We start from the raw sequence: 18,076 nt of genomic DNA on the forward strand, positions 1-18,076 counted from the left end.
GGCTTAGGTTAAGAACAGCCCTAAGATAGCAAATATTAGCGACTCGCGCCGCCGTTACAGGGGGAGCCGTTAAGCGTTGATGCGATCTTTCTGGATCTTTTTCTTAAGCGCGTTCTTCTCCAGATAGTGAAAGATTTTGCCCGCGATGTCTACTTTGGTAGCGCCTTCGATCCCTTCCAATCCTGGTGAGGAGTTTACTTCGATAATGAGCGGCCCCCGGTTGGAGGGCAACAAGTCTACACCCGCTACTCCCAGTCCCATCTTTTTAGCAGCCTTCAGGGCCGCCGACTTCTCTGCGCGCGTGAGCTTTACCACGGTGGCCACACCACCACGGTGGAGGTTGGAACGAAACTCGCCGTCACGGGTTGCCTGGCGGCGCATGGCACCGACCACTTCACCATCGACAATAAACGCGCGTATATCGATGCCGCGGGCTTCTTTGATAAATTCTTGTACGATGATGCGCGCATGTAACCCGTGAAACGCTTCGATTACCGATTGCGCGGCCTTTTCATTTTCGGCCAGCACAACGCCCAGGCCCTGCGTGCCTTCGAGCAACTTAATGACCACCGGCGCACCGCCTACGGCTTCCACGATACCTTCGGTGTCGCGTGAGTAGTCCATGAAGATGGTCTTGGGCAGGTCGAGCCCGGCACGCGAAAGAATCTGCAAGCTGCGAAGTTTATCGCGCGAGCGTATGAGCGCTTGCGACTCTATCGCTGTAAAAACTTTCATCATTTCAAACTGCCGCACAACGGCTGCACCATAGAACGTCACGGATGCACCGATGCGGGGAATGATGGCGTCGAAATAATCCAGACGACGCCCCTGGTATAATACTACCGGCTTTTTCTTTTCAATAAAGAGCACGCATTTCATGTGGTCGATGATCTCAACTTTATGTCCGCGTGCTTCCCCGGCCTGCTTGAGGCGTATGGTAGAATACAACTTCGGATTGCGCGACAATATGGCAATATTCATAGGGGAAATCGGTCTAAAGAGAAACTAGCTTTTTTTCTGTTTCAGGGCACGTTGCAATCGCCGCTTTTCACGGTACGAAACATTCTTTTGTTTAACGTCTATCAGGAAGCGATCACGCAGGATCTTTCTTCCTATCAAGATCGGAAATTTAAGGGAACCCCGGTTGCTCAGCGAGAACTCGGTCGTTATTTCTTCGTTAAAAATTTTAAGCGTTGAAACAATCACAAAACGTCGCTCCAGATCACCAAAAGAATTTTTGACATCACGTTCTTCGAACTCGGTCACTGAAAATTTCATGCCTGTAAATTCAGGATGTTCTTCGTCGAGGAGAATAAATTCCAGACGGCCGTCTACCACCCGCGCCTGGCGACAGTGCAGGCTACTGGTATACGCCCCGGTGTCGATCTTCGCATGAATGTTGGTCAGGCCTAACATGGGTAGGTCGACGCGATCGTAACGGCCGAGAATCTTCATGAATCATTGTAGTGGCTTAAATATAGCGGGCCGGCCGGATAAAAAAAAAGCCCGGAGCGTGTGCTCCGGGCCGTTCATTTGTCTGGTTGCCGAAAGGGCCAGTGTTAGCCTTTTATTTTTACGGGAACGGCTGTGTTTTCCCACTTCAATACAATCTCGTCTTTGCCGGTGCTGATGTTGAAAGTTTCCACAAAGGCAGGAGTCTTGGTGGGCTTCACGGTCACACGAAGCACGTCGTCCTTGTCATTATACTTATACGCACCCCACTGCTTGGCATCTTTGTTCAAGATGATGGTCCACTCATTTTCGCCAGGGATGGTGAACAGCGCATATTTACCTGCTGGTAAATCTTTGCCCTCTATTTTTACCGGCTTGTCAAATTCCAGCGTGGTCGCCTCGTTGGCACCGGTTCTCCAAACTTCACCATACGGAACAAGACCACCCATAATCTTGCGACTCCGGGCAGAGGGTTGGCAGTATGTAATTTTTACGGTGGCGGCACCTACCTTACCAGAAGTTTCTGACTTGGGGCTGGCAGGTTTATCCTGGGCGCACGCAAGCGATACGACGGAAAGGAAAGTGATCATTAAAAATGCTGCACGTTTCATAAAGCTGTAGTTTTTGGTGTGTAAAGGGTTTAAAACTGGGTTTCAATATGTAAAAATGCCCCCGCTGCGCGGAGGCATTTTCTTAACTATTATAGAAATATTACCTGTAAACTATTTTAGAGAACGCTATGTACGCGTAAAAGTTTCCCTAAGCGGTTAATTTAATATGTTAATTTGTGTTAAATCTCTGCTCTTAGCGCCCGAACGGATTCAAGGCTGAAAGTGCCCGTTTTCCGCCACCCATTTTATTCATGGTTTTCATCATTTTGCGCATGTCACTGAATTGCTTCAGCAACTGGTTGACCTGCTGCACTGACGTGCCGCTACCCACTGCGATGCGGTTCTTGCGGCTCGCGTTGATGATGTCTGGATTCTCGCGCTCGCTTAACGTCATAGAGCGAATAATGGCCTCGATGGGCTTGAAAGAATTGTCGTCAATGTCGATATCCTTAATAGCCTTTCCCATACCGGGGATCATGCCCAGCAGGTCTTTCATATTACCCATTTTCTTAACCTGCTCGAGCTGCGACAGGAAGTCGTTAAAATCGAACTGGTTTTTGCGGATCTTCTTATTGAGGCGTGCGGCTTCTTCCTGGTCGAAAGCCTGCTGCGCTTTTTCTACGAGGGTCACCACGTCACCCATGCCGAGGATACGGCTGGCCATACGGTCGGGGTAGAAGCGGTCAATCGCATCCATCTTTTCACCGGTGCTGATGAACTTGATTGGCTTGTCTACCACACGGCGAATCGAGAGGGCGGCACCACCGCGGGTGTCACCGTCGAGCTTGGTAAGCACCACGCCGTTAAAGTTCAGGCGCTCGTTGAAAGCCTTGGCGGTATTCACCGCATCCTGACCAGTCATGGAGTCAACCACGAACAGTGTCTCGGAAGGGTTCAGGGCTTCCTTCAATCGCGCGATCTCATCCATCATCTGCTCGTCTACGGCCAGACGGCCGGCGGTATCGACAATGACGATGCGGTGGTTATTTTTCCTGGCGTGCTCGATCGCCGCCTTCGCAATTTTAACAGCGTCTTTATTCTTGGGCTCGGCGTACACTTCGACTCCTACTTGCTCGCCCAGCACTTTCAGCTGGTCAATCGCGGCGGGACGGTAAATATCGCAGGCCGTCAGCATAACGGAGCGGCCCTGACGCTTGAGGTAACTTGCCAGCTTGCCGGAAAATGTCGTTTTACCTGAACCCTGCAGACCGGCAATCAGGATAATGGCCGGCGAACCGTCGATCTTGATGTCTTCGCTCTGGCCGCCCATGAGGCCGGTCAGCTCGTCGTTCGTAATCTTCACCAACAGCTGCCCCGGCGAGAGCGAGGTCAGTACGTCCTGGCCCATGGCCTTTTCCTTGATGTCGTCTGTTACCTCCTTGGCTACTTTATAGTTAACGTCGGCATCGATCAGAGCCTTGCGGATCTCTTTCACGGTGGACGCCACGTTGATTTCGGTGATCTGCCCCTGACCTTTCAGGGTCTGAAAGGCTTTATCGAGTTTGAAACTTAAATTATCAAACATGGATGTATCGGTATTTGAGTGATGAGCTTCGTTTTACAATTATTCGGGGGGCTAAGGTAAGCAAAATGTTGGGGAGTCCGCATCAGCCGCGAAAAGGCCAATATGGAAATACTTCGCCGGCCTGAAACTGGGTCCGTTCCAACGGCAGCTCCAGAAAGCCCGTCACCTTTTTAAGGTTGGCAAAGTCGCCCGAGCCGCCGCCGGCGTCGGGATAGGCCATGAGCCGACCCTGTTCGTTCCGCACACTCACCTGCAGGAAGTAGGTCACCCTGGGCGAAAACGAAAATGGCTGGGCCAGCACCGCAAACGCCGGCGCCGCCTGCACGCCGAGGCTTTGTAGCAGCCAGGGTTTGACATACCGCTGAAAGCACAGAAACGTCGAGACCGGATTGCCGGGCAATGCAAAGACCGTCTTACCGCCGGCCGACGCCCCAAACCAGAAAGGCTTGCCCGGCCGCTGACTCACCTGGTGGAAATGCTTGACCACACCCAGCGACTCGAGCACCTCCGGCACAAAGTCGAACTTGCCTTTTGACACGCCACCCGATAAAATAATGACATCATTTGCCTCCACCAGGTCGCGAAGGTTAGCCTGCAACACATCCTTGTCATCCGGCAGGTGTGAGAGCGAAGCGTTAACATACAGTGCCCCCAGCGCGGCCACCAACGCATAGCCATTGGAGCGTCGCACCTGGTGCAGCAGTGGCGTTTCGTCAACATCTACCAATTCGTCGCCTGTTGACACCACCGCCGTACGTGGTGGGGCAAATACCGCTACAAAAGATTTCCCCACTGAAGCGAGCAAGGCAACTTCTGCCGGCGACAAAACAAGGCCGGGCTCTAACAGTGATGCTTCCTGACGGGCATCGCTCCCTTGATAGTGGATGCTCTGTCCACGCTCCACGGTGGCCATGGTGATGGTCGCTACGTTGTCCTGGATCGATATATCTTCATAACGCACCACGGTATCGGTACCCCTCGGCAGCACAGCGCCGGTCATTACTTCGAACGCATGCGCGGGATTGCTGAGCGTCTGCGCCGGCATGCCGGCGGCCTGCGTACCTTCCAGGGAAAATCTGCGTTGGCCTTCGTGCCACGCCTGGTAGGCGATGGCAATGCCGTCCATTGTGGCCCGATCAAACGGGGGCAGGTCGCGGTCGGCGGTAATCTTTTCAGCCAGCACACGGCCATTGGCCTGCGCCAGGGGAATGCTTTCGGTGCGCGGTGTATACAGTGCCTGCAAAATGCGGGCGGTGGCCTCCTGAACAGTTACCATAGCAATTATCGTTACCTTTGTTTACGATCCGAAAGTTACATGCCTAAAAAACAATTTACACATATCGATGATGCCGGCAACCCACAAATGGTTGACGTCAGTGCCAAAGCCGTTACGCGCCGTACCGCCCGGGCCCAGGCTGTGATCACGGTGGGCAGCGCCATTCTCAAACAAATCAAAAACAACGAGCTGATTACCAAAAAAGGCCCGGTGTTCCAGACGGCAATCATTGCCGGTGTGATGGGTGCCAAGAAAACCTCGGAGCTCATCCCCTTCTGCCATCCGCTGGGGTTGGAAGACTGCCAGGTGAAGATCACCACCGCGAAGAATAAGATCGTAATCACCACGGAAGCAACCGTTACCGCCAAGACCGGTGTAGAGATGGAAGCACTCACGGCGGCGTCAGTAGCGGCGCTTACCGTATACGATATGTGCAAAGCACTTTCACACGACATGGTCATTGGCGAAATACAATTGCTTGAAAAAACAGGCGGAAAGAAGGACTTCCGCCGTTAACGCAGAAGTGTTGATCGTTGCCTGAGAAGACTGGCAAGTCCTTTCTGTCATTTTATAGTAAAAAATGCCCGCGCTGGCGGTGACCTTACGTCTTCTTACCCGGATGTATGCCGCGACCGTACAACGCCCCTCAAAATTCAGGTTTGCAAAATGCCGCGCCGGCAAACGAGAAAAACATCATTCTGAAATACTTTTCCTGGTCTTCGCTAAACAACTATAAATCAGCCAGTGATCCCCCACCCGATACGTTGATACCCCGCTTTCTGGCGACCGTTGATCGAAACACGCTATAGGCGGCGTCGACATTTTATAAAACCCGGGTGAAACATTTCAGAAGCTACCGATTATGAAAAGAAATATTTATGGGTAATTATTACGCGCCTTGTCGGGACAACTTTTTACCCAACTTTTATCGCTATGTCTACATTACCTTGGGGCTATAATTCTACTGTGTCATGAAACCGCTTATCAAGCTTAGCATCAATCCGATTCATCGCGACCTGGTCATTGTTCTGCTGGCGAGTTTGCTCGTCGCCGTCCTGATGGTATCGATGGCTATACTGATCTTTGGATAATACCCTATATCAGCATGCCGATCAGGGATGTGCCGAGATCCATTCCTCGCCGTCTTCCAGCACTTCCTTTTTCCAGATAGGAACCGTCTCTTTCAGGGTATCGATGATATACTGACAGGCAGCAAAAGAATCGGCCCGGTGCGGCGTCGACACCGCTACGACCACGGCGACGTCTCCCGGCTCCAATACTCCCACCCGATGGCTTATCGCATATGCTTGTAACGGCCACTTCGCTGCCGCTGCATCCACTATCTTTTGTATCTCGGCTACAGCCATGGACTCGTATGCTTCATACTCCAGGCGCAGTACCTGTTTGCCTTTGGCGTTGTCGCGTACGGTTCCTATAAAGGCGTTTATAGCGCCGGCTTGCAGGCGGGTGGCTGCTTGTATTATTTGTTGTACATCGAGTGGTGTTTCGGATAGGGTAATCATAGTTCAAAAATGCAAAAGTATTCTTCACCCGCCACTTACCGGCGGTATCAACGCAATCTCATCCCGCTCCTCCAACAACACCCCATCCTCCGCATATTCACTATTTACAGCAATCAACAATGACCGCAATCCTGCCAGTGCGGGATACTGCCCCACGAGGGCTGTACGAAGCGCCGACACAGTATTACCGGGAAGCTCGATCTCGCACTGCCGCCCCCCCAGAATGTCCTTGGCGATGCCAAAGGCCAGTACGGTGTATTTTTTCATGTTTGTATTCATTTTTATGCCGTTAGACCGCTCCAGGTCGTTTTCCAGCCCGTATCCCTGGTGGAACCGATCGTATCAGCAAATTTGTTCGTAATTTGAGCTTTTCTTTTGACATCTGACACTCTACGACAACCATAACAGGCCCCTGACCTACGTACGGCTCGCTGTAACCGACCGGTGCAACCTGCGCTGCTTTTACTGCATGCCGGCGGAGGGTATCCAGTACCTGCCTAAACGGGAGCTGCTAACGTTTGAAGAGATCGAACGCACCATCGCCCTGCTGGCAAGACTTGGTATCAGCAAGGTGCGCCTGACCGGCGGCGAGCCTTTCGTGCGCATGGACCTTATGCGCCTGATTCGCAACCTGGTAGAGATCCCCGGTGTCAATGACCTGCACATCACCACCAACGGTGTGCTAACGGCGCCCCATGTTGCTGAGCTTAAACGGCTCGGCATTGCCTCGGTCAATCTTAGCCTGGATACACTGAATGCGGACCGCTTTAAGCTGATCACCCGGCGCGCCGAGTTCGGCCCGGTCATGCGTACGCTCGAGCTTCTGCTGAAGCACGACATTCCCACCAAGATCAATGCCGTGGTCATGGAAGGAAAAAACATTGAAGACATCCTTCCCCTTGTCGAGCTTACGCGGCAACAAGCCGTGGAAGTACGATTTATTGAAGAGATGCCGTTTAACGGCGAGGGCAGCCATTACCCGACGCTGCATTGGAACTATGCGCGCATCCATTCATACCTGAAAGAGCATTTCCCCGACCTGCACAAGATACCTGACCCTGCCAACGCCACGGCTACGCAATACGCCATCCCGGGCTACAAAGGCAGTGTAGGCATCATCGCAGCCTTTAGCCGCACCTTCTGCGGCACCTGCAACCGCATCCGCATTACCGCACAAGGCACGTTAAAAACCTGTCTCTATGACGAGGGCGTGCTCGACATCCGGCAGTTGCTGCGGTCAGGCGATAGTGACGATGTTATTACCGAAAAACTCCTGCAAGCATTTCGCCAGCGGCCTAAAGATGGGTTTGAAGCCGAGGCTTCGCGCAGCAATCACCTGCCCGCGCACGAATCGATGTCGACCATCGGGGGATAGATAACACCATGGACAGCAACGTTCTTCTTGCCGCTTCCTTTTTTCTCATTGCGCTCATCTATGCTTCCGTCGGCTTCGGCGGTGGCTCCAGCTACCTGGCGCTGCTGGCGCAACCACTCTTCATGCTGACACCCGAGGTTATACGTCCCACAGCATTGCTATGTAATGTCATTGTCGTCACCGGGGGCGCGCTGATCTTTTACCGCGAAAAACAAATTGTATGGAAAGAAATCTGGCCCTTTCTTGTCGTCAGTATTCCTATGGCATTCATCGGCGGCCTGTGGAAATTACAAGACGATACTTTCTTTATCATCCTGGGCGTTACACTATTTGTTGCCTCGGTATTATTATGGATACAACCCGAAGAAATACCGACCACCAAACGGAAGTATAACACTACCCGTTCGAATATACTACTCGGAGGAGGCATAGGCTTTCTCTCCGGACTGGTGAGCATTGGTGGTGGGATTTTCCTCTCTCCCATTCTACATCTACTGCGATGGGGCGATGCGAGACGTATTTCGGCGCTCGCCAGTTTGTTTATACTTGTCAACTCGATCAGTGGTCTGGCAGGTCAATTTTCAAAAGGTATACCCGATATTCGCATGGGTTTCCTCTTGCCCTTGTTGTTAGCGGTTGGCGTGGGGGGCCAGATCGGCTCCCGTCTGGGTGCGCAGCGATTTAATCCGATTTACATCAAACGCATTACAGCACTACTCATTCTGCTCGCCAGCATCAACATTTTGCGCGACCATGTGTAGTCCGCATGTGTTTGCCTAGTATGTGCCGTCGGCAAAAGGGCGTGAACCTAAAAAGAAGAAAGACGCCAGGATATACCGGCGTCCACGTGTTATCGGACGGGCGCCATGTAAATATCCCAATAAGCCTGGATGTACCGACGCATAACCCACCTGTTCGGGCTTGATCAGTTTTTTATACTTCGGAAAGAATGTTCCGCCGCCATCATAGTCGAGATTTAGCGTCACGATCAGCGACACATAGCTACCATCGTTATGAAGACCAAGGTGCCCCTGCCGTTCGGCCAGGTACCGTACAATGAAATTCTGCGACGTCAGGCTCTCCCAGCCTTGTCCATGTAGCTGATATTTATGAAACAGCAATGGATGCAGGTATTTGCGCAGCGCGTGGTTGAACACCTCATCCAGCCCGAACGAGCTCAGTTTAATATCGATCGGATCACCGTCTTTTTCGCGATAGTTAGTCCATTCACCAAAGTGTTCGGCTTCCTCGATGATTTCCTGGCAGAACGTGGGCGTAAAAAATGGAAAGGTATATACGTTGTCAATCGGCTCATCGCAGATCAAATCAAACTCGCGGTGCACCAGTTGCGGGTTGACATACCGCTTTACCCAGGCGGCCTCGTGTTCGCCAAAGGCCTGGTATAATTGTGGGTGCAGGGGTATATAACCTCCGGCGGCTTGCAGCGAAGCGTGCCAGTTGCCATCGGGCGAAATAAAGTTCTTCATCGGCGCCAGTACTTCGAGCCGGCCGGTATACGCCTCCTTTACCTCACGGTCGGGATGCTGGCCGCTGAGAGCGCTGAACAATTCGCCAGCGGGTATAACTTTTTGTGCAAAACCCGACGCTGTCAACGTTTCGAGCGCGCGCTGGTCGAGGCGGTAAGCATAGGCCCCCTGACTATATCCTGGTCGTACTAGTCCTCCGGTGTCGGTTGGGCGGTCCCCATCACTGGCATACCGGCCGAGGTATAACAAGTTCGATGTCTCCGCGGCATTCAGAATGTGGTAGTGTGTACCCGTGGGCAGGAAGTCTTCTTCCAACACCACAACGGATTGTCTTCCCTCCTGTAGCGCCTGTTGCCACACACGCCAGTGACCGATGGCCAGACTCACATCTCTCTTTTCGTCGGGATGGTACCCCTCCATCAGTTTCATACCGGCAGCTTTCAATGCGGTCAGGGCATCGATCTCGCGCGGCACCTCTACCACTTCGAGTGGTGTATTTTCCGGCAGCGGCAATAATCGCAGGCGTTCTGCGAAGAGCTTTTCCTTATTGGCTCCGTTACCGGGAAATGTGAGGATGAAGACTTTCTCTGTCGTGATCATACGGTGTATTACACTTCTGCCGGAGTAGAGAACAACTGGTACGCAAACACAAAAAAGCCCACAAAAAAGGCGACGACACCCAAGTAGGCCAGGATCTGAAAAGGCATCCCCACCATGGCGTACCGCTCATAGTCGTTGTCAAAAAAATAGATTCCAACAGAGAAGAATAGGCCACACACCAATCGTGCAAATGCACCGAATAGCATCAGGCCCGTAGCGATCGATGGTCGTGTAGCAATGGCGTACACCGTAGCGCCCACTATCAGCAGGTTGGCAATCACGCCAATAGACTGGGGAAGAAGGGCAAAGAGTTGATATTCATCCATAGGTAACAGGTATTATATAGACACTCGCTTTCTTAATGCATCGTGCAGGAAGAGTAAAAAGCCACAGGCAAACATCAGCGCACCAATGTTCGAGATAACACCCATGACACCAAAATACCGGGAGATTTCTTCCATCGGCAGATTTGCATGTATACCCCACACGCCGAACCACGCTGAGAAAAATGCGCTGGGTATGCCCACCGCTTCACCCACCAGCATCACGTACGCCGGCGCCGTTGGACGTTTGATGACACAATAAAGCGGCACGGCCAGCAGCGCTACGTGAAACAATATTCCAAAAAGAGCCGGCAGTGCTCTCAGTAGATCCGAAGTAGTTTCTTCCATATCGATAAGTGACGTTCGGGCGAATATAATGAAAACCGCTAATGTACCTACGACCGATGGACAAACCTGCCGGACGAACCTGTAAGCCGGGCGCGGGTTTTTAGCTAATCCTTCCTATTTTGCACCGATAATCCGCCTGCATGAAAAAAATCAACTTCGCCCGGCACGTTCTTCCCCACATCGTTGCCATCGCCGCGTTCCTATTGGTTACCGTCGTATTCTTTAGCCCCTTTTTCTTCGACAACAAGGTTCTGTCGCAATACGATATCCAGCAATGGGAGGGCTCATCCAAGACCTTGCGCGACTACCGCGAAGCCACCGGCCAGGAGGGGCTTTGGGCCGACAATATGTTTAGCGGCATGCCCGCATACCTCGTCAACGTACATTGGAGCAACTACCCCATTACCTTTCTGAAGAAGGCATTGTCACTTGGGCTGGCCCACCCCTACGCCAACATCTTCATCGCGTTCATTTCCTATTACATCATGCTGCTGGCCTTCCGCGTACGGCCTTACCTCGCCATCGGGGCGGCCATTGCGTTCGGACTTTCATCGTATATGATCGTCGGGCTTGCCGCCGGCCACAACGGCCGTATCGGCGCCATCGCGTTTATGCCGCTGGTCATCGCGGGTATACACCTGGCCTACTCCGGCCGACGGCTACTGGGCTTTGGCCTTTCCACCACTGCAATAGCCCTGGAATTGAAGGAGAATCACTTGCAGGTAACATTTTACCTCATGCTCATTGTACTGCTCTACGGGGTCGTACAGCTCATCTTCGCGTTGCGTGAAAAAAAAATCGCCGGTTTTCTGACTGCTACGGCACTGTTGATCCTTGCTGCCATTATTGCCGCCGGTACTTTTATCGGGCAACTGTGGGGTGTGACCGAACAAAGCACATACTCCATCCGTGGTAAGTCCGACCTGGCAACGCCTTCGACGCAAGGTGCTTCCGGTCTTACGCGTGAATACGCCTTCGACGCCAGCAATGGCATCTGGGAACCGTTTATGATGCTAATGCCCAACTTTTACGGCGGTAGTGCTGCCAATTATTTAGTGAGTGATCGCAAAAGCGAAGTATACCAGGCCCTGGCTCGCTCGGGCGATGAGCAAGCCGCCAACCAACTGGCCAACTTTACGTCCGGCTACTGGGGACCGCAATCTTATACTGTTCCTTATTACGCCGGGGCTACCATCATCTTTTTGTTTGCCGTCGGCCTGGCCTTTGCCGATCGTAGATACATCTGGTGGCTTGTGCCCACCGCCATCCTCGGCATCATGCTCAGTTGGGGCAGCAGCTTTGGCGCATTCAACTATTTCTTATTCGACCACGTACCGGGCTTTAACAAATTCCGGTCCGTCACTTTTGCGCTGACCATCACACTCTTTACACTGCCCCTGTTGGGCGTGCTGGGCGTTGAAAAGCTGCTGGAAACAGGGCTGGACAAAGTCGCGAAAAAGAAATTGCTCATCGCCTTTGGCGCCACGGGGGGGCTGTGCCTGCTGTTGCTGCTCTTTGCCGGTGCGTTCAGCTTTACCCGCGCAGGTGAAGAACAGCTGCCGTCGTGGTTTACCGGCGCGTTGATCGATGACCGCAAGAGCCTGTTCCGCAGCGATGCGTTCCGGTCATTCGCGTTTATTGCCGCACTCTTTATCATGCTATACTTTGCCGTATGGAAAAAAGTACCGGCCGGATTCTATGCTTTTGTAGCCATCATGATTGTGTTCGACGTAAGCCTCGTAGACCGCCGTTACTTTACGAAAGACAACTACGTGCGCAAGCGTGAAACTACTGCACCCGAAATGACGCCCGCCGACCAGGCCATCCGGCGTGATACGTCGTACTACCGCGTGTACAACATTCAGCCCGGTGCATTTACCAGCGAAGCCCGTACAGCGCTTTATCACTACTCTGTGGGCGGCTACCACGGCGCCAAGCTTCGCCGCTACCAGGACCTGTACGATTCCTGCTTATCGCAGCAAACCGTCGCGTTGATACAAGGCATCCGGGCTGGCGATTTAAACTTTCGGCCGTACGGAGTCATCAACATGTTGAACGTAAAATACATGGTGTATGGACAGCAGGCCAACCAGATCATTCCCAACGAACAGACCAATGGTCCTGCATGGTTTGTACGGGATGTAAAGAAGACCAACTCACCTGCCGAAGAGCTGGCGACACTGTGCGACACCGACACAAAAACGACGGCCGTAGTCAACACCGCTGCCGTGACAGTGCCCGAATTTGGATACGACAGTGCGGCCACCATTTCAATCGTGACACACAAGCCACCCTACCTGAAGTATCAAAGTCACTCGGCGCAAAGCGGCCTGGCGGTATTTTCGGAAATATATTATCCCAAAGGCTGGCGGGCTTTTATCGATGGCAAGGAAGTGCCTATCCTACAAGTAAACTATGTACTGCGCGCGTTGGCTGTGCCGGCGGGTGATCACACCATTGAATTCCGCTACGAGCCTGCTCCGTATACAGTAGGCAACAAAGTGATGATGGCCTCCACGTGGCTCACCGTATTGATACTGCTGGGCAGCCTTGGCTGGAGCTTGCGCCGTGAGGATATATAACCGGTAACCGGACCGCCGTTTTGTACAACTGGACCCAAGTATGTACAATTGAGGTTTTCATTACATGCGGCAGGTGAGGTTTGTTAAGACAGAAATACAGCCCGTGAAGGGCTATATTTTTGCCCTATAACCAAATAAACACTTTATCCTTCATGAAAAAAATCTATTCAATCCTCTCTATCGCAGTGGCATTCTCTATGCTTGCCCTTGTTACGTCGTGTAGCGATGACGACGGTGAAGACATCAACCGTACGGAGGTATTAACCTCAAAAAAATGGACCATATTAAAAATCGAGGCAGGAATGGCCAATGAATATGAAGACATAACAGATGCTCAACTGTATGAGTGTGAGAGAGACGACATCGAAACCTATAGCACAGACAACATTTACACAAAGTCACCCGGCGAAGATAATTGTGACGGTGATGCAACTGGATATACAGGTACATGGGCGTGGAAAGACGGCGAGAAGATCTTAACAACTACAACATTTGGTGATACTGAAGATTATATCGTGGAGAGCATGTCGGCTTCACAGTTGAAACTGAAAAGCGAAGACAAAGACATTTCCGTAGAGGTGGGTGGTACAACCTACTATTACACCGTAATCGTAACGTATACCGGCAAATAGTGCTGCACAAACAAAAGGCCGTTTCCGGAAAGAAACGGCCTTCTTATTGTTTAAAAAGCTTAGTAAGTGATTAGCCGAGCTTCTCCAGCACATCCATCACTTCTTTCACCGCCTTGCGGCTGGCTTCGAGCAGTGCTTTTTCTTCGCTGTTCAGATCGAGCTCGATAACTTTCTCAACACCGTTCTTACCGAGGATAACCGGTACGCCCAGGTAGCAATCTTTAATGCCATACTCGCCTTCCAGTTTGATACAAACCGGGAATACGCGACGCTGATCTTTTACGATCGCTTCTACCATTTGCGCAGCTGCAGAGCCCGGCGCATACCACGCCGATGTGCCCATTAGTTTTACCAGCTCGCCACCGCCCACTTTCGTACGCTCAAGGATAGCGTTCAGCTTGTCTTTGTCGATCAGCTCTGTAACAGGAATACCCGCCACTGTCGTGTAGCGCGGCAGCGGCACCATCGTGTCGCCGTGGCCACCCATCAGGATAGCCTGGATATCTTTCGGCGATACGTTCAGGGCTTCTGCCAGGAATGCGCGGTAACGCGCTGTATCCAGGATACCAGCCATGCCGATTACGCGGTTACGTGGAAATTTGGAAGTGATGTGTGCCTGGTAGGTCATTACGTCCAGCGGATTGCTGACGACGATAATGATGGCATTCGGTGAATGCTTCACAACATTTTCTGTCACCGACTTCACGATGCCGGCGTTGGTTCCGATAAGGTCGTCGCGGCTCATGCCCGGTTTGCGCGGCAGACCGGAAGTGATCACGACCACATCCGAGTTGGCCGATTTCGAATAATCGTTGGTGGCGCCGACCGTGCGGCTGTCATACAGGTCGATCGGAGCTTTCTGCCAGATATCCAGGGCCTTGCCTTCGGCAAAACCTTCTTTGATATCTATCAGCACGATCTCGTTAGCCACCTCGCGGTAGGCCAGCACATCGGCACACGTAGCGCCCACATTGCCAGCGCCTACTACTGTTACTTTCATATGGATATAATTTTTAGTGTTGGAAAATCGATGAAAAATACGCCGCTGATCCGGGTGCTAAACGGGGACAGATGAACCAATATCGCTTTGATAATCAGCAATTTTAGGGTAAAGGCAGGAATTACGCTCCAAATAAACCGGGGCGAATTTATCACTCCACGCGCCAAAAGAAAAAGGTTATTCTATAAAATGTGCGGGCGGATTGTAAACGTCAGCACCTGTTTGGTCGCCGCGGTAACTTTAAACCGGTCGTCCAGACGATGCCCCACCACCCAAAAAATCCGTTCCCCGGCTTCCAACACGGTCACAGCAGCCTTGTCCGCACGTGCCACCTTGCTGTCAATCAGAAAGTCGCTGATCTTTTTACCATGATTCATGCCCAACGGGTAAAATACATCGCCGGCACGCCACCGGCGCCAGGTAATGGGAAAGGTGATGCGATCGGCGTCCACCGTGGCGTGCCACGCACCACCCATCAGCGGCCGGCCGGCCTCACTCCTTTCCACCGCGAGCGTCCAATCGCCCAACACCACATGCTGGTGCTCCGTAGCCAACGTTACCACGTCCCACGCGGCCCTGTGCGGTGTCAGGATCAGGGCTTCGCGATCGATCATGACGGTATAGGCTTCTGCCAGGAACTGCTTGCCAGGCTGCCCCGCTAAGGCGTATACCATATCTTCACACTGACTATAATGAAATCCAAAAGGACGCAGGTAACGCGCCAGGATGGCCACCGCGTGTGGCGCTGCCGCAAAAGCTTTGCGTATAGCGATACGGTTCCCCGCCGCAGTAGTGTATATGGTTTTCCAGTGTTCGAGGCCTGCGGCTGCTAGCGACAATACCCCTTCCATACTCGCCAGGCCGCGCGACACGGTTTGCTCCAGCGACGGATTTAATTCCTTCAAACGCGGCACGACCTGGTGTCGTATAAAATTGCGCGCATAGTCATCGGTCTGGTTGCTGGCATCTTCGCGCCAGGCGAAATCTTTGGATGCCGCGTATGCTTCTACTGCGGCGCGGGTAGCAAATAACAGGGGCCGAATAATGACACCCTGCTGCACAGGTATACCCGCCAGGCCATCGGGATTCGCACTGCGTGTCCAATTCAGCAAAACTGTTTCGAGGGCATCGTTCAGATGATGTGCCGTAGCGATGCGATCAAAGCCCTCGCGCACCCTTACCTCTTCAAACCAGGCATACCGCAATGCCCGCGCGGCGAGCTGTGTCGACAGCCCCTCGGTTTCGGCATAGGCAGCCGTATCCATACGCTTTACAAAACAAGGTACGTCCAGGTCGTGGCAGAGTGTCGCTACAAATTGCTGGTCGCCGTCGGAGGCCTCACCCCGCAGCTGAAAATTACAGTGCGCGACGGCGACAGGCTGCCCCGTTTCATGGAAAAGCCGCAGCATAACAACGGAATCAATTCCCCCGCTTACCGCCAGTAAAATGCGATCGGCCGGGCCGCACAGGCGATGTTCACGAATGTGGTTCAGAAATTGCTCTAGCATGGGCTTCAAAGGTACGATTATAGTTATTCGTGCCCATATGACAGATCATTTGTAGCTTGCATCATGAAAAACTCGGAAAGCATCGCCCGCCGGGGATCCCGGATCGTCTGGTTGCTGTTAGCAGGATTTCTGCTGATGGGCAGCCCGCTGCTGGCCCAAAAGCGCGTCCATCTCAAACAGGCCGACAAACTACGCGGCGGCCGCCTGGGCGACGAACGTTTTGACCGCCTGCTGGGCAATGTTATCATGACCCAGAACAAAACCACTATCTATTGCGACTCCGCCTATTTCTTCAAAAAAAGAAACTATGTAGAGGCCTTCGGCCGCGTGCGCATCCTGGAAGGTGACTCCGTGACCATCACCGGCCGCAAGCTGGAATACGATGGCAACACCAAGCTCGCACGCCTGCGCAACAACGTTGTCTTTACCAAGCTTGCAACCGCCACGCTATACACCGAATACCTCGACTTCGACCGCAACCGGAATCTCGCCTACTATAAAACCGGTGGCCGCCTGGTCGATAGTGTCAACACCCTCACCAGCGTACGCGGATATTACAACGTATCCAACAACCTCGCATCTTTCAAAAAGAACGTAGACGTAAAGAACCCGGATTATACCATGACGGCCGACAGCCTTCAATATAATTCGCGAAGCAAGACCATTTATTTCGTAAGCCCCACCAACGTAGTACGCAGTGACAGCAGCACCATTGTGTACGAAAGTGGCTTTTACGAAACCACCACCAAACGCTCAGACCTTAAGCTCGGTCAAGCGGAAACACAAGACTACACGCTCGACGCCGAAGACTACAAGCTGGACGACTTTCATAAACGCTACCTTTTCCGGCGCAATGTGGTGATGACCTATAAAAAAGAAAGTCTTATCATCTACGGACAGGCCGCCGATTATTACCGAACCAAAGGCATTGCCAAAGTCTACAACAACGCCTACCTCGCCAAGGTGGCCGACAACGGCGACACCCTCTTCATGTCAGCCGATACGTTGGTATCGATCGATAGTCCCGACCCCGCCAGGAAAAGATTGCTGGCATACAACAACGTCAAGATCTATAAACGCGACATGCAGGGCCTGGCCGATTCTGTTGAATATCGCGCCATCGACTCCACCATCTACTTTTATGAAAAGCCTGTACTCTGGTCAGAAGGCAATCAAATGACCGCGGACTCCATTCGCGCGGTGATGAAGAATAATACCATCGACCGCATCCATATGGTGGCGAACTCCTTTGTGATCTCGCGCGATACGTTGATAAATTACAACCAGATCAAAGGGCGGCTCATGACCACTTACTTCCGTGACCAGAAGATCAGTCATGTGTATGTAGAAGGTAACGGCGAGAGCCTTTATTTCTTGCTGGACGAGAAGACCAACGTCTCATCGGGCATGAACAAGATCATTTGCAGTAACATCATGATCCGCTTCAAGCAAGGCAAAGTGAATAATCTTACTTTTTACAAAAAGCCCGAGGCCAGTGTTATTCCACCGCACGAGCTCAAGATTGAAGACACGAAGCTCAAAGGCTTTGAGTGGCGCGGCAAGGAGAAGCCTGCCCGTGAAGACGTTGTAAAACCGCAAGTCCCATCAATCAGTACCAAAAAGGCGACAAGTGTTAACAAAAAAGAATTGCCCCCCCCCCGCGTAGAACGCGACACCGCCACCATAACAGACAAAAAGGTTGTAGGTGAAGGCCTGGTCAAACCGTTACCCGGGTCAAGCATCGACAAAAAAGAAGTGGTCAGGCCTCGCGCCAAAAGCGATACTATTGCGATAACCGAAGATCGAAAACGTTTGTAATTTAAAATTTCGCAAA

General features: G+C 52.3%; 18 protein-coding genes. 6 read left to right on the forward strand and 12 right to left on the reverse strand.

Features of this window, described 5'->3' with window-relative positions; genetic code table 11:
• Positions 1–69: 69 nt before the first annotated feature.
• The 5 genes from rimK to K7P01_RS04595 form a co-directional block, all read right to left on the reverse strand.
• Positions 70–981 carry a 30S ribosomal protein S6--L-glutamate ligase gene (gene rimK, locus K7P01_RS04575; protein ID WP_267290300.1) on the reverse strand — a complete coding sequence of 304 codons (912 nt, stop codon included), beginning with the start codon at positions 979–981 and terminating at the stop codon, positions 70–72.
• A gap of 24 nt (positions 982–1,005) precedes the next feature.
• Positions 1,006–1,455, reverse strand: coding sequence for an ATP-dependent zinc protease family protein (locus K7P01_RS04580; RefSeq protein WP_267290302.1), 450 nt, complete (start codon positions 1,453–1,455; stop codon positions 1,006–1,008).
• A gap of 104 nt (positions 1,456–1,559) precedes the next feature.
• Entirely contained in the window at positions 1,560–2,063 is a 504-nt protein-coding gene (locus tag K7P01_RS04585) for a DUF2911 domain-containing protein (RefSeq protein WP_267290304.1), read from the reverse strand.
• A 193-nt stretch (positions 2,064–2,256) separates the two neighbouring features.
• Complete coding sequence (ffh, locus tag K7P01_RS04590) at positions 2,257–3,588, reverse strand: signal recognition particle protein (protein WP_267290306.1); 1,332 nt, start codon at positions 3,586–3,588, stop codon at positions 2,257–2,259.
• An 82-nt stretch (positions 3,589–3,670) separates the two neighbouring features.
• Positions 3,671–4,864, reverse strand: coding sequence for a molybdopterin molybdotransferase MoeA (locus K7P01_RS04595; RefSeq protein WP_267290308.1), 1,194 nt, complete (start codon positions 4,862–4,864; stop codon positions 3,671–3,673).
• Between the two features lie 39 nt (positions 4,865–4,903).
• On the opposite strand from K7P01_RS04595, the gene moaC reads away from it, so the two are divergent.
• A complete protein-coding gene (gene moaC, locus K7P01_RS04600) occupies positions 4,904–5,380 on the forward strand; it encodes a cyclic pyranopterin monophosphate synthase MoaC (protein WP_267290310.1) in 477 nt (158 codons plus the stop codon).
• A 596-nt stretch (positions 5,381–5,976) separates the two neighbouring features.
• Here moaC and K7P01_RS04605 read toward each other — a convergent pair.
• Positions 5,977–6,387, reverse strand: coding sequence for a molybdenum cofactor biosynthesis protein MoaE (locus tag K7P01_RS04605; protein WP_267290312.1), 411 nt, complete (start codon positions 6,385–6,387; stop codon positions 5,977–5,979).
• A gap of 24 nt (positions 6,388–6,411) precedes the next feature.
• Entirely contained in the window at positions 6,412–6,654 is a 243-nt protein-coding gene (locus tag K7P01_RS04610; protein WP_267290314.1) for a MoaD/ThiS family protein, read from the reverse strand.
• 115 nt (positions 6,655–6,769) lie between these two features.
• Here K7P01_RS04610 and moaA point away from each other — a divergent pair, with 115 nt between their 5' ends.
• Together moaA and K7P01_RS04620 are read left to right on the forward strand one after the other, a co-directional pair.
• The gene (gene moaA, locus K7P01_RS04615; protein ID WP_267292364.1) at positions 6,770–7,762 is read left to right on the forward strand and encodes a GTP 3',8-cyclase MoaA; all 993 of its coding nucleotides are present in this window, start codon (positions 6,770–6,772) and stop codon (positions 7,760–7,762) included.
• An 8-nt stretch (positions 7,763–7,770) separates the two neighbouring features.
• Positions 7,771–8,523: a sulfite exporter TauE/SafE family protein gene (locus K7P01_RS04620; RefSeq protein ID WP_267290316.1), complete on the forward strand. Its 753-nt coding sequence runs from the start codon at positions 7,771–7,773 to the stop codon at positions 8,521–8,523.
• Positions 8,524–8,538: 15 nt separating this feature from the next.
• Here the strand turns inward: K7P01_RS04620 and K7P01_RS04625 are convergent, their stop codons facing one another.
• From K7P01_RS04625 to K7P01_RS04635, 3 genes are read right to left on the reverse strand one after another with little or no spacing between them, the layout of a single operon-like run.
• Entirely contained in the window at positions 8,539–9,849 is a 1,311-nt protein-coding gene (locus tag K7P01_RS04625; protein WP_267290318.1) for a 2OG-Fe(II) oxygenase family protein, read from the reverse strand.
• A gap of 8 nt (positions 9,850–9,857) precedes the next feature.
• Complete coding sequence (locus K7P01_RS04630) at positions 9,858–10,175, reverse strand: hypothetical protein (RefSeq protein WP_267290319.1); 318 nt, start codon at positions 10,173–10,175, stop codon at positions 9,858–9,860.
• 12 nt (positions 10,176–10,187) lie between these two features.
• Positions 10,188–10,520, reverse strand: coding sequence for a hypothetical protein (locus K7P01_RS04635; RefSeq protein ID WP_267290321.1), 333 nt, complete (start codon positions 10,518–10,520; stop codon positions 10,188–10,190).
• Positions 10,521–10,660: 140 nt separating this feature from the next.
• Here K7P01_RS04635 and K7P01_RS04640 point away from each other — a divergent pair, with 140 nt between their 5' ends.
• Positions 10,661–13,102 carry a YfhO family protein gene (locus K7P01_RS04640; protein ID WP_267290323.1) on the forward strand — a complete coding sequence of 814 codons (2,442 nt, stop codon included), beginning with the start codon at positions 10,661–10,663 and terminating at the stop codon, positions 13,100–13,102.
• Positions 13,103–13,254: 152 nt separating this feature from the next.
• A complete protein-coding gene (locus K7P01_RS04645) occupies positions 13,255–13,734 on the forward strand; it encodes a hypothetical protein (protein WP_267290325.1) in 480 nt (159 codons plus the stop codon).
• Between the two features lie 70 nt (positions 13,735–13,804).
• On the opposite strand, the gene mdh is transcribed toward K7P01_RS04645, so the two are convergent.
• On the reverse strand, positions 13,805–14,734 hold the full coding sequence (mdh, locus tag K7P01_RS04650) for a malate dehydrogenase (RefSeq protein WP_267290327.1): 930 nt from the start codon (positions 14,732–14,734) through the stop codon (positions 13,805–13,807).
• 182 nt (positions 14,735–14,916) lie between these two features.
• Positions 14,917–16,242 carry a tRNA lysidine(34) synthetase TilS gene (tilS, locus tag K7P01_RS04655; protein WP_267290329.1) on the reverse strand — a complete coding sequence of 442 codons (1,326 nt, stop codon included), beginning with the start codon at positions 16,240–16,242 and terminating at the stop codon, positions 14,917–14,919.
• A gap of 63 nt (positions 16,243–16,305) precedes the next feature.
• On the opposite strand from tilS, the gene K7P01_RS04660 reads away from it, so the two are divergent.
• On the forward strand, positions 16,306–18,060 hold the full coding sequence (locus K7P01_RS04660; RefSeq protein ID WP_267290331.1) for an OstA-like protein: 1,755 nt from the start codon (positions 16,306–16,308) through the stop codon (positions 18,058–18,060).
• Positions 18,061–18,076 lie beyond the last annotated feature (16 nt).

It is taken from the genome of Parachryseolinea silvisoli, from assembly GCF_021190955.1.
Taxonomy (GTDB): domain Bacteria; phylum Bacteroidota; class Bacteroidia; order Cytophagales; family Cyclobacteriaceae; genus Ohtaekwangia; species Ohtaekwangia silvisoli.

Coding starts and splice junctions, on each gene's coding strand:
- tilS (WP_267290329.1), bottom strand. CDS start 16,242: ATGCTAGAGCAATTTCTGAACCACATTCGTGAACATCGCCTGTGCGGC.
- K7P01_RS04640 (WP_267290323.1), top strand. CDS start 10,661: ATGAAAAAAATCAACTTCGCCCGGCACGTTCTTCCCCACATCGTTGCC.
- K7P01_RS04630 (WP_267290319.1), bottom strand. CDS start 10,175: ATGGATGAATATCAACTCTTTGCCCTTCTTCCCCAGTCTATTGGCGTG.
- moaC (WP_267290310.1), top strand. CDS start 4,904: ATGCCTAAAAAACAATTTACACATATCGATGATGCCGGCAACCCACAA.
- K7P01_RS04645 (WP_267290325.1), top strand. CDS start 13,255: ATGAAAAAAATCTATTCAATCCTCTCTATCGCAGTGGCATTCTCTATG.
- ffh (WP_267290306.1), bottom strand. CDS start 3,588: ATGTTTGATAATTTAAGTTTCAAACTCGATAAAGCCTTTCAGACCCTG.
- rimK (WP_267290300.1), bottom strand. CDS start 981: ATGAATATTGCCATATTGTCGCGCAATCCGAAGTTGTATTCTACCATA.
- K7P01_RS04610 (WP_267290314.1), bottom strand. CDS start 6,654: ATGAAAAAATACACCGTACTGGCCTTTGGCATCGCCAAGGACATTCTG.
- K7P01_RS04605 (WP_267290312.1), bottom strand. CDS start 6,387: ATGATTACCCTATCCGAAACACCACTCGATGTACAACAAATAATACAA.
- K7P01_RS04635 (WP_267290321.1), bottom strand. CDS start 10,520: ATGGAAGAAACTACTTCGGATCTACTGAGAGCACTGCCGGCTCTTTTT.
- K7P01_RS04660 (WP_267290331.1), top strand. CDS start 16,306: ATGAAAAACTCGGAAAGCATCGCCCGCCGGGGATCCCGGATCGTCTGG.
- K7P01_RS04620 (WP_267290316.1), top strand. CDS start 7,771: ATGGACAGCAACGTTCTTCTTGCCGCTTCCTTTTTTCTCATTGCGCTC.
- K7P01_RS04595 (WP_267290308.1), bottom strand. CDS start 4,864: ATGGTAACTGTTCAGGAGGCCACCGCCCGCATTTTGCAGGCACTGTAT.
- K7P01_RS04585 (WP_267290304.1), bottom strand. CDS start 2,063: ATGAAACGTGCAGCATTTTTAATGATCACTTTCCTTTCCGTCGTATCG.
- mdh (WP_267290327.1), bottom strand. CDS start 14,734: ATGAAAGTAACAGTAGTAGGCGCTGGCAATGTGGGCGCTACGTGTGCC.
- K7P01_RS04580 (WP_267290302.1), bottom strand. CDS start 1,455: ATGAAGATTCTCGGCCGTTACGATCGCGTCGACCTACCCATGTTAGGC.
- K7P01_RS04625 (WP_267290318.1), bottom strand. CDS start 9,849: ATGATCACGACAGAGAAAGTCTTCATCCTCACATTTCCCGGTAACGGA.